This window comes from Sphingomonas parva (ex Maeng et al. 2020), assembly GCF_004564275.1.
In the GTDB taxonomy this organism is placed as follows: domain Bacteria; phylum Pseudomonadota; class Alphaproteobacteria; order Sphingomonadales; family Sphingomonadaceae; genus Allosphingosinicella; species Allosphingosinicella parva.
On the sequence record NZ_SPDV01000075.1, the window covers coordinates 1 to 9,990 of the forward strand.

The 9,990-nt window shown below is 71.6% G+C and carries 11 protein-coding genes and 1 pseudogene; 10 read left to right on the forward strand and 2 right to left on the reverse strand.

From position 1 onward, the window contains the following. From E2493_RS20050 to E2493_RS20065, 4 genes and pseudogenes are all read left to right on the forward strand, one after another. Window positions 1-107, forward strand: a pseudogene (locus E2493_RS20050) (preQ(1) synthase); the annotation flags it as partial. A 133-nt stretch (window positions 108-240) separates the two neighbouring features. After that, window positions 241-576: a hypothetical protein gene (locus E2493_RS20055; RefSeq protein ID WP_135090433.1), complete on the forward strand. Its 336-nt coding sequence runs from the start codon at window positions 241-243 to the stop codon at window positions 574-576. Window positions 577-855: 279 nt separating this feature from the next. After that, window positions 856-1,962: a sensor histidine kinase gene (locus E2493_RS20060; protein ID WP_135090435.1), complete on the forward strand. Its 1,107-nt coding sequence runs from the start codon at window positions 856-858 to the stop codon at window positions 1,960-1,962. Then, complete coding sequence (locus E2493_RS20065) at window positions 1,959-2,738, forward strand: LytR/AlgR family response regulator transcription factor (protein ID WP_167737656.1); 780 nt, start codon at window positions 1,959-1,961, stop codon at window positions 2,736-2,738. Before E2493_RS20060 ends, E2493_RS20065 begins: the two co-directional genes overlap by 4 nt. Before the next feature lie 40 nt (window positions 2,739-2,778). Here the strand turns inward: E2493_RS20065 and E2493_RS21435 are convergent, their stop codons facing one another. Beyond that, a complete protein-coding gene (locus tag E2493_RS21435) occupies window positions 2,779-3,264 on the reverse strand; it encodes a DUF3592 domain-containing protein (protein WP_225421612.1) in 486 nt (161 codons plus the stop codon). A 334-nt stretch (window positions 3,265-3,598) separates the two neighbouring features. Here E2493_RS21435 and E2493_RS20075 point away from each other — a divergent pair, with 334 nt between their 5' ends. From E2493_RS20075 to E2493_RS20090, 5 genes are all read left to right on the forward strand, one after another. Beyond that, a complete protein-coding gene (locus E2493_RS20075; protein ID WP_167737658.1) occupies window positions 3,599-3,976 on the forward strand; it encodes a hypothetical protein in 378 nt (125 codons plus the stop codon). A 100-nt stretch (window positions 3,977-4,076) separates the two neighbouring features. Further along, on the forward strand, window positions 4,077-4,862 hold the full coding sequence (locus E2493_RS20080) for a hypothetical protein (RefSeq protein ID WP_135090443.1): 786 nt from the start codon (window positions 4,077-4,079) through the stop codon (window positions 4,860-4,862). Between the two features lie 132 nt (window positions 4,863-4,994). Then, window positions 4,995-5,171 carry a hypothetical protein gene (locus tag E2493_RS21440; protein WP_167737659.1) on the forward strand — a complete coding sequence of 59 codons (177 nt, stop codon included), beginning with the start codon at window positions 4,995-4,997 and terminating at the stop codon, window positions 5,169-5,171. A gap of 145 nt (window positions 5,172-5,316) precedes the next feature. Then, the gene (locus tag E2493_RS20085) at window positions 5,317-7,446 is read left to right on the forward strand and encodes an ATP-binding protein (protein WP_167737660.1); all 2,130 of its coding nucleotides are present in this window, start codon (window positions 5,317-5,319) and stop codon (window positions 7,444-7,446) included. A 60-nt stretch (window positions 7,447-7,506) separates the two neighbouring features. Next, entirely contained in the window at window positions 7,507-8,034 is a 528-nt protein-coding gene (locus tag E2493_RS20090; RefSeq protein ID WP_135090447.1) for a DUF1003 domain-containing protein, read from the forward strand. Between the two features lie 72 nt (window positions 8,035-8,106). Here E2493_RS20090 and E2493_RS20095 read toward each other — a convergent pair whose 3' ends face one another. After that, window positions 8,107-8,676 carry a hypothetical protein gene (locus E2493_RS20095; protein ID WP_135090449.1) on the reverse strand — a complete coding sequence of 190 codons (570 nt, stop codon included), beginning with the start codon at window positions 8,674-8,676 and terminating at the stop codon, window positions 8,107-8,109. A 488-nt stretch (window positions 8,677-9,164) separates the two neighbouring features. Here E2493_RS20095 and E2493_RS20100 point away from each other — a divergent pair. Then, window positions 9,165-9,990 (forward strand): DDE-type integrase/transposase/recombinase (locus E2493_RS20100; RefSeq protein WP_225421613.1); only part of this gene is annotated, 826 nt, incomplete at its 3' end.

The window sequence follows — 9,990 nt, forward strand, 5'->3', positions numbered from 1 at the left end:
ATCCGCGCGGCGGCATGCCGATCGACGTCTTCTGGCAGACCGGCGCGCCGCCCGAGAGCCTCTGGGTCCCGCCCCAGGACGTCGCCGGCTACCGCGGCCGCGGCTGAGGGGCGGAGCGATCGTCCGGCTGCCCACCGGTCGAGCGGACGCTGCGCCGCATCGTACACACTCCTGAGTGCGGCGTCTGGACGCTGCGGTCGGCTTCGCGCATCTTGCCCTCGCCTCAAGGGGGAGGGTGAGATGGTTGATGGTTCGGTCGCCGGCTTCGCTGCAGGCCTGCTGCTCGTCTGCGGGCTCCAGTCGGCCTGCTCGTCGGAGGCGGCTCGTGACGAGACGATCGAGACGACCGCGCGCTATGATTCCGCGGCGCGGCAGCTGACGATCGGCTGCAGCGCTGCGACGCAGGGGCGTTGCAGCGTCATCGTCGACAACGGCGGCGTGCAGCAGACCGTCGAGATCGCCGCGGGGGCGAGCACGCTCGTCGCGGACGTGCGCCCCGACGCCCGCACGTGCGTGCTTGCAGCACGATCGCAGGTCGCGAACTGCGCCTGGGTTCCCGTTTCGCAGCCAGGCTGAGGCACGAGCGCGCCGCCGGGATCTGACCGGAGCACCGCGACAGCAAGTCTGTTTCCGCCGAAACCTGCCCCTTCAACGCCGCTTCCAACATTCGGGAAGAGGTCGAAAGCTTTCTCACCTTTCCGTCCGGCAGCAGGTCCCGCCCGGTTCGACGAAGGCGCCCCTTTCCGCGCCGAATGCGCCGCGGCGGGACGAGCGCGCCCGACGCGCGACGAATGGGGCTTGGACAGCCCAGCTCCCCCGCCATAGGATCGCTCGCGTAAAGCAAGGGGGGGCGCATTGGAGAGCAGGTTCAGGCAGGTGCTGGGCAGCACCGCGCTGCGATTGTCCGCGATCGTCTGGACGTTCGGCTACATCCTCGTCGAGGTGACGGCGATGGTGCAGGGACGCTCCGCCTGGGGGGAGATGTTCCTCGCCAACGTGCCGCTGCTCCTGCTCGGCATCTGCCAGTCGGTCGGCCTCGGCCTGCTGCTCGACCGGCTCGACGGCCGCCCGGGCTATCAGCGCTGGCCGGCTATCGCGCTCGCCGGGCTGGTCGCCGGCCTGGTCCAGACCGCCGCCGACGATACCTGGCTGCGCTTCCTCTCGCTCACTTTGGTGCCGAGCTGGCAGGCCTGGGCCGTTCCCTGGCAGCCGACCCGCCTGTTCATGATCCTCATCCTCTATCTCTGGACCATGTACCTCACCGCCGCCCTGATCTGGGCGGCGCGCACCTCCGATCAGGCGCGGATGAACCAGGCGCGCGCCGCCGCTTTCGAGGCGGCCGCGTCGCGCGCCGAGGCCGCCGCGCTGCGGCTGCAGCTCAATCCGCATTTCCTGTTCAACACGCTGAACGGTATCGCCAGCCTGGTCGTCCGCAACCGCCAGTCGGAGGCGGAGGACATGATCGGCCGTCTCGCCGATTTCCTGCGTTCGTCGCTGAGCGCGAACCCGACCGATCTCGTGCCGCTGCACCAGGAGCTGGAGACGATCGCCGCCTATCTCAACATCGAGGAGACCCGCTTCGGCGAGCGGCTGCGTACCGAGATCGCGGTCGCGCCGGAGCTGCGCGGCCTGCTCGTTCCGAACTTCATCCTCCAGCCCTTGGTCGAGAATGCGATCAAGCACGGCGCCGCCAAGACGCGTGGGCCGCTGACCATCACGGTCAGCGCCGCCGCGCGCGATGGAGAGGCGGTGCTCGGCGTGCTGAACACCACCGCCGGCGCCGCGCGCGAGTCGGCGGCGGTTGCCGGCGAGACGCGGCGCGGCATCGGCCTCAGCAACACCCGCCAGCGCCTCGCGGCTCATTATGGCGACGCCGCCTGGCTCGAATGCCGTCCCCTGCCCGGCGGCTATCGGGTCGAGCTCGGCATTCCGCTCGCCCCGGCCCTCGAGTCCGCGGCATGAGGCTGGTCGTTGCGGACGACGAGCCGCTCGCGCGCGATCTGCTGCGCACCCTGCTCGAGGAGCTGCCGGGCCTCGCCGTCGCCGCATTGGCCGAGGACGGCGAGGAAGCGATCGCCGCCGCGCGCGCCCACCGGCCCGATCTCGTCTTCCTCGACATCGACATGCCCAATGGCAACGGAGTTCATGCCGCGCTCGAAATCGCGCGGCTCGGCGCCGAGGTGATCTTCGTCACCGCGCACGAGGAGCATGCGGTCGATGCGTTCGAGGTCGGCGCGGTCGATTATCTGCTGAAGCCGGTCCGCCGGCCGCGCCTCGCCCGGGCGATCGAGCGCGCCCGCCTGCGCTACGAGGCGCGGCGGCCGGCTCAATCGACCGAGCCGACCCTGCCCGCCCCCGCCCAGTCTGCGGAAGACGCTGTGGCCGCGCCGGAGCCCGCGGCGGCGCCCGACGACGCTTTCTGGGTGCCGGTGCTGCGCGGCACGGTCCGAGTCGCGGTCGACGACGTAGAGCGGGTCGAGGCGGCGGGCGATCACGTCTATCTGCACGCCGCCGGCCGCGCCTATCTCTATCGCAGCACCATGGCCGAGATGGAGCAGCGCCTGCAGGGCAGCGGGCTGCTCCGCGTCCACCGCTCCGCCTTCATCCGCCCCGAGCGGGTCGTCGCGACCCACCGCCGCGGCAAGGTCCTCGCCCTCGAGCTGAGCGACGGGACGCAGATACCGGTCGGCCCCCGCTTCCGGGCCGCCGCGCTGGCCCTGCTCGGCAAGACGGCATGACGCGGCGCTGGCATCTGCGCCGCGTCACGCCGCGGCTCGGTCAGAGCGGCGCGGCCAGCATCATCGCGCCGACCCCGATCATGAACACGCCGGCGACGACGGTGATGAGCGCCGCGAACAGGCTGGGCCGGTCGAGCACCGGCGCGCTGTCGCCGGGCTGCGCCGGATCGTACCACAGGTCGATCTGCGCTCCCGCGCCGTGGCGGCCCAGCCAGTCCTCGGCCGGTCCGGGGCTGTTGAAATGGGGCACGCCGCACAAGGCGACGCGCTGCCCTTCGTGCGCCACGCCCTCCACCGCATAATGGTAGCGCAGGCGCGGCTCGTAATAAGTGTAGCTGTTGTCGTTGCTGTCGGTCCGCTCGCGCTCGAGGATGCGCGCCTCGACGACGGTGGCGCTGCCCTTCACCCAGCGCGCCGTGGCGTCGGCGTAGCGGCGGTCGAGCCGCCGGTAGTTGCGCACGCCCCAGGTGCCGAGGGCGGCTCCGACGAGCAGCAGGGCGATGGCGACGAGGTGGAGGATATGCATGGGGCTCTCCCGCATCTGATGACGCCTTCTGACTGCCGCCCCTGCCGGGGGCGTTCCACCGCCGCGGGACGAGCGCGCCGCCGGCGGGGTCGAGCGGGCCCGCGGGTGCGACGAGCGGGACGGCGACGCTGCCCCCTGCCCGGCGACGCCTGCGTGGGCGACCGAGGTGCCGCGAGTCGCGCAGCCGGCGCGGCCGCTTCGCCGCCTCGTCGCAGCCAGGCGCCGCTCGTCGTGTCGCGCGTCCCGCCGCTCGCGCGCCGCTGTCGAGGCTCCCCTCGGCCGTGGAAATGGTGCCGCCGCGGCCCCGAGCCGCTGCTGATGAGGAGATTGGCTGATGACCGTCCGAACGAAGCTTGCCGCCGCCGCTGTCGCCCTGTCGGGGCTCGCCCTGTTGCCCGCCCCCGCCCACGCCGGCACCGGCTGCAACGGCGTGGTCAACATCCTCGTCTGGGGCTGCGCGCCGTGGGACAACAACAACGGCCCCAACTTCCCTTATTACAAGAAGAAGCAGGTTGCGCTGCAGATCCCGCGCGGCAGCAAGATCACGATCAAGGACGGCTTCGCCACGGTCAACGTCAACGGCCGTGACTATCCGGTGGTGAACGGCGCCAGCGGCGTGGTCTCGGCCGGCGGCGGCAACGTCGTGGCGGCCGGCGGCGGCAACGTCATCGCGGCGGGCGGCATGAACCTCCAGGTCTGGGTTCCGAACTGAGCGGCGGGCGGCGCTCCGGCCCCAGGTCCGGACGCCGCGCCCAGCCCAGCCGCCGCCGCTCCCGGCGGCGGCGCAGATCCCGGTGAAAGGTGCACACGCGATGAAATCGATTTCCTTTGCCGTGGCGGCCGCCGCGGCGCTCGCCGCCTGCTCGGGCGGAACTCCGTCCGATGGCGGCGACGATCCCGCGGCCGCGCTGGTGACCACCGCCCAGGCGCTTCAGAAGAAGCTCGGCGCTCCCGGCGAGAAGGCGCAGATGCCCGCCGCCGACGATCCGGACGTCAAGGCGTTCGACGCCGAGGCGGACAAGGCGCTGACCGCGCTCGGCACCCCGGCGATGCCGGTTCAGGGCCTCGATTCCTACGAGCGCCTGTGCGGGCCGGCCGCCGGCATCACCGCGGCCTATGTCAGCGCCGGCCTCGGCGCGACCGCGGACGGCGCGCTGCCGACCGACGATGCCGCCAAGGTCGCGAAGATGAACGAGAACGCCACCCGCTACATGGGCCAGATGCTGGTGCCTCTGCTCTATTCGGCGCATTGCACGGCGGTCCATCTGCCCGCGGTCGACAAGGAGCTCGCCGGCCAGGATCTCTCCGGCAAGGAGGCGGCGCTCGCCCAGGTCCGCGACGGCGCCTATGGCCAGGTCGCCGGGCTGCTCCAGATGGCCGCCGCCGGCGACATCGCGCCCGCCCAGCGCAGCCGGGTGATCGATCTGCTGGTCCGCGACGCCGGCCACTTCGGCGTCGGCTTCACCCAGGCCCAGCGCCGCGAGCTCGCCGCGATGATCGACCAGGCCGCCGCCGCCTCGCCCGAAGTGAAGGCGAAGGCGGACGGCCTGAAGCGCGCCATCGCCGGCGCCGCCTGCGCCACCCTCTGCTCCGCCTGAGGCGGGACCGGGAGCGTCCGCGGTTGGGGGACCGCGGGCGCTTTCCGCTACCGGTCGCGGCCGGGCGAGGCCCAGGCCTTGGCGCGCGCGGGGCTCTCGGGCACCATCGCCGGACCTGGCGGAGTCGCGCGCATGGCACGAAGGCGCAGTCGAGCATGGATCGCCGCGTTCGCCGCGCTCGCCGGGTGCAATCCGCCGCCTGGACCTGCGAACAATGCGGCCGCGCCGGCCGCCGCTGACGGCAACGAGTCGCGCGCGATGCAGGCCTGCGCCGACGCCGTCAACGGCACCGGGCTGGTCTGCGAATAGGGCCCGCAGCCCTCACACAAGCCTGGACTCGCCTCGGCTTCGGCACGGTCTCTGCCCCCGCCGGTGCGGGCCGTGACGGTCTTTCCGCTCGATTATGGCGCTTCTCCATATTGCCGCCGGCGCAAGTCTTTGGGATGGTGGGCGAATGCCCCTCCCGACCAGCCAGGCGCCCGCTCAGCCGGCGGCGCGCAAGCCCCGGGGGCCGCGGGGCGCGACCGTCCTGATCGTCTGCGCCGCTCTGGTCATCGCCGCCGCGGCCTGGATCGCCGCCGCCGTCCAGATCCGGTTCGAGCACGGCGTCGCGGAGCGCGACGCCATCGCCCAGACCGAGAACCGGGCGATGATGCTGCAGCAATATGTCATCCGCACGCTCGACACCGCGGCCATCGCCACCCGCCACGTCGCCGAGCTCCAGCTGACCGAAGCCGGCCGACGTCTGCGCGGCGCCCCGGGACGGCCGGCGCTGATCCGCGGCCCGATTCCCGAGAATCACGGCTTTCTCGGCCTCAGCATCGTCGACGCCCGCGGCGACATGGTCGCCTCGACCCTCGCCGATCCCGGACCGACCCGCAACGTGCGCGATCACCCCGCCTTCCGCGCCCATTTGGCCCGCAACGACGGTCGATTGTTCGTCAGCCGCCCGGCCTTCTCCCGCGTGTTCCGCCGCAACGTGATGTGGCTTTCGCGGCGGATCGACGACGCCCGGGGCCGCTTCGCCGGCGTCGTCGCGATCAACATCGATCCGGCGCAGCTCACCGCCATCTACGAGGAATCGGCGGTGCAGAAGTCGGAGGTGGCCTGGGTGGTCGGGCTCGACGGCATCGTCCGCGCCCGCCGGACCAGCGCGGACACGACCTCGGGGGAGGATATCGGCGGCTCGCAGATGATGGCGCTCCAGCCGCGCGCGCCGCGCGGCTCCTACGTCGCCGAAGGGCCCTACGACCACCAGAGCCGCTACGTCAGCCAGCGCCGCGTCCCCGGCTATCCCCTGTTCGTCGCCTACACCGTGCGCCGCAGCGAGATCCTCGCCCCGGTCGCGGCGCATGCCCGCCTGTTCTGGCTCGGCGCCTTCCTCGTCACCCTCGTCGCCGCCGTGCTCGCGGCGTCGCTGGTGGGGGCGCTCCGCCGGCGCGAGCGTCACGCGGCCGAGCTCGCTGCCGCCAAGCAGCGGCTCGAGGAGGCGCAGCGGATCGGCCGGATCGGCGACTGGCAGGTCGACGATGCGACCGGCGTCACCCGCTGGTCGCCGCAATTGTTCGAGATGTACGGCCGCGATCCGGCGCTCGGCCCCCCGGGCGTCGCCGAGTTCCACGGCTGGCTCGAGCCCGGCGCCCTCGAGCGGCACCGCGCCATGGCGGCCCGCGTCCGCGCGACCGGCGAGGCCGAGAGTTGCGAGCTGGAGATCCTTCCACCCGACGGTCGCGTCCGTCATCACCTGCTCTCCGCCGTCCCGACCCGCGACGAGCAGGGCCGGATCGTCGGCCTGCACGGCACCACCCAGGACATCGGCGAGAGCAAGCGGATCGAGGCGCTGCAGGCCGAGGTGGCGCATCTCTCGCGCGTCGACGCGATGAACGCCATGGCCTCGACTCTCGCGCACGAGCTGAACCAGCCGCTCGCCGCCGCCTCCAGCTATCTCGCCGCCGGCCGCCGCATGATCCTCGATCCGGCGCGCGAGCGGGCGGAGGGTGCCGATCTCGTCGAGCGCGCCGGCGGCCAGGTCATCCTCGCCGGGGAGATCATCCGCCGGGTGCGCGCGATGGTCGCCCGCGAGCCGACCCGCCTCGCCCCGGTCGCGCTCGACGCGATCCTCGACGACGTCCGTGCGCTGCTGCCGGCGATCGACCCGGCCCGGCGGGTCGAGATCGACTGCGATTTCGATCCGGCCGCGTCGATCGTGGTCGGCGATCGCATCCAGATCCAGCAGGTGCTGATGAACCTGCTGCGCAACGCGGTCCAGGCGGTGGCGGGCATCCCGCGCCCCGCCGTGCTGGTGCGCAGCGCCCCGGGCGACGACGGCCAGGTGCGGATCTCGGTGGAGGACAACGGCCCCGGCTTTCCACCCGATGGCGATCCGCCTTTCTCCGCCTTCGCCAGCGCGACGCCGGGCGGGCTCGGCCTTGGACTGTCGATCTCGCGGACCATCGTCGAATCGCACGGCGGCCGGATCTGGGCCGGAAACAACGAGGCCGGCGGCGGCCGCGTCTCCTTCACTTTGCCCGCCCCGCCCGCGGCTGCTCCGCCGTCCGCACAGGCGCCGCGCCCGGCCGGGTGAACCGCGGGAACTGCCGCGCTTTCGGCCTCGTTTGACCAGGCCTTGAGGAGGCAGATCGACATGCAGGGCCCCACCGTACCGCCTCCCGAACCGCACTCGCTCAACCGGGCGCTCGCCCGCAACATTGCGGCGCTGCGCAAGCGCCGCGAGGCGGAGGAGGCGGCGGCGAGCGCGCAGGAGAAGATCGCCGGCGCGATCACGCGCTTCACCGGCAGCATGCGCTTCGTCTACGTGCACGCTTTCGCCTACGGCGTCTGGATCGTCGCCAATCTCGGCTGGATTCCCGGGGTGCCGCCATGGGACGCCACCTTCGTCGTGCTGGCGATGATCGCTTCGGTCGAGGCGATCTTCCTCTCCACCTTTATCCTGATCAGCCAGAACCGGATGGCGGCGATCAGCGAGCGCCGGGCCGAGCTCGATCTCCAGATCAGCCTGCTCGCCGAGCACGAGGTCACCAAGCTGGTCGAGATGGTCTCGGCGATCGCCGATCATCTCGGCGTCGGCCACGCCGGCGAGGTCGAGGAGCTGAAGCGCAACGTCGCGCCCGAAGCGGTGCTCGACGCGCTCGAGCAGGACGGAGGCGACTGAGGCGCGCCCCCAGGTCATGGGGTGGCGACGGCCTAGCCTCGCCCGTCGGGAGCCGAGATGATTCTTGTTGGTCTAGTCGGTGCTGCTGGCCGGGTCCGTGCCGCCGTCGATGGTCGCTTCCGGCGGCGGCGACAGCCTCTCGAAGGTGAAGGCCCCGGAGGAGCACATCAGGATCGCGCCGGTCGCCGCCGCGCCCTTGAGGCGAACGGACTTGGTGATGGTGCCCGCAGCGACGGTCAGCAGCCCATTGTCGTCAAGCCTGGCCTCCACGTCGACCGGCGCATTCAACGCCGTCCGGGCGAAGACCTCGGGGCGGTCCGTCCCGGGGCGGCGCAGGCCGATCAGCAGCCCGTCGGGACGCTCGACCGGAACGTAGACCTGCACGCCGGCGTGACGCTTGTCGCCGAGCACGAACAGCAGCCCTGCCGTCGGCGCCCATGTCCGGTCCCGCTCGGTCGCCGTGAGCCGGATCCGCGCCGCCAACGTCCGGCGTGCGTCCGCCAGCGGCGTCGGCGTGTAATCGCCGCCGGGCGCCTCGCAGTGGAACGGCGCCGCGGGATCCGCCCCGCCCGCGGTCGCCGACGAGGCAAGGATCGCCGCTGCGGCGGCCGTTCGCGCCGCCGATCGGGCTCTCGCGAGCATGGCATCGCCTGGTCTCATGCCGGGCAAACTATCCGCGAAGTCGGCCGCACGCCAGCGGCCGCCCGTGTCGCGGGTGAACGGCGCCAGGACGAGCGTCTCCGCGGCCTCCGGCGACACCCAGATCCCTTCCGCGATCTCCGCCCCGATCCGCACCGGCGCGGCCGGCGCGCGCAGATGGAAGAGGCGCGCGGCGCGCCGCGGTGCGGCAGGGGGTGGCGCGATGGCGGCTTCCGGCCCTACTCGACGTAGCTCTCCCCTCCAGCATTTGCTGGAGGGGTCGGGGGTGGTTCTTCTTGCTTTCTCCGGGCGCGGGGCCGGTCATTGAGCGAAGGAAGAAAGAACCACCCCCGGCCCCTCCACGAAGTCGTGGAGGGGAGACGTGATTGTGCAGACCGGATAGGGTGGTGACAGACTAGACCGGATACCTGGGTGACAGCTGTCTTATCGGCGAGGGAGACTCGCCGATGCCTTGGCAAGAGAGCTGTGCGATGGATGAGAGGGTGGCGTTCATCAGTGACTGGCTGGCGGGACATTGGACGGTGGTAGAGCTCGCCGGTCACTACGGAGTGAGCCGCAAGACGGCTTACAAGTGGATCGACCGGTACGCGTGCGAGGGCGTGGCGGGGTTGGCGGAGCGGTCGAGTGCGCCGCTGGTGCATGGCCGAGCGACGGACGAGATGCTCGTCGAGGCAATTTTGCAGCAGCGGGAGGAGCGTCCGAGTTGGGGCCCGCGGAAGATCATCGCAAAACTGGCACAGCGCCGTCCGGACTTGCCGTGGCCAGCGCCGTCGACGGCCGGCGAGATCCTGAAGCGGGCTGGCTTGGTGCAGTCGAGGCGCCGCCGAAATCGGGCGCCGCCGACGCTCGGCGGTCTGACGTGTGCGGAGCGCCCCAATCATGTTTGGGCGGTTGATCACAAGGGATGGCGTCGTCTTGGGGACGGGGAGCGCCTTGAGCCGCTAACGATCAGCGACAGCTTTTCTCGATACCTGATTGGCCTTTCTGCCGGCGCGACCACGCGCGGGGAGGAGGCGATGCCGGTGTTCGAGCGCGTTTTTGCGGCCTACGGGCTGCCCGAGATGATCCGCTCAGATAACGGCACACCCTTTGCCTCGGCCGGTGTCGTCGGCATGACCAAGCTCGGCGTCTGGTGGGCCAAACTCGGCATTCGCCACGAGCGCATCATGCCGGGTAAACCGCAGCAAAATGGCCGCCATGAGCGATTTCACCTGACGCTGAAGGAAGCGATGGAGCCGCCGTCGACAGACCGTGCTGCCCAAGTGCAGCGCTTCGAGGCGTTTCGGGCCTATTACA

What these genes read in the sequence shown, in the direction of transcription:
- E2493_RS20055 (WP_135090433.1), top strand. Translation starts at nt 241, where the DNA reads ATGGTTGATGGTTCGGTCGCCGGCTTCGCTGCAGGCCTGCTGCTCGTC.
- E2493_RS20065 (WP_167737656.1), top strand. Translation starts at nt 1,959, where the DNA reads ATGAGGCTGGTCGTTGCGGACGACGAGCCGCTCGCGCGCGATCTGCTG.
- E2493_RS21435 (WP_225421612.1), bottom strand. Translation starts at nt 3,264, where the DNA reads ATGCATATCCTCCACCTCGTCGCCATCGCCCTGCTGCTCGTCGGAGCC.
- E2493_RS20075 (WP_167737658.1), top strand. Translation starts at nt 3,599, where the DNA reads ATGACCGTCCGAACGAAGCTTGCCGCCGCCGCTGTCGCCCTGTCGGGG.
- E2493_RS20080 (WP_135090443.1), top strand. Translation starts at nt 4,077, where the DNA reads ATGAAATCGATTTCCTTTGCCGTGGCGGCCGCCGCGGCGCTCGCCGCC.
- E2493_RS21440 (WP_167737659.1), top strand. Translation starts at nt 4,995, where the DNA reads ATGGCACGAAGGCGCAGTCGAGCATGGATCGCCGCGTTCGCCGCGCTC.
- E2493_RS20085 (WP_167737660.1), top strand. Translation starts at nt 5,317, where the DNA reads ATGCCCCTCCCGACCAGCCAGGCGCCCGCTCAGCCGGCGGCGCGCAAG.
- E2493_RS20090 (WP_135090447.1), top strand. Translation starts at nt 7,507, where the DNA reads ATGCAGGGCCCCACCGTACCGCCTCCCGAACCGCACTCGCTCAACCGG.
- E2493_RS20095 (WP_135090449.1), bottom strand. Translation starts at nt 8,676, where the DNA reads ATGCTCGCGAGAGCCCGATCGGCGGCGCGAACGGCCGCCGCAGCGGCG.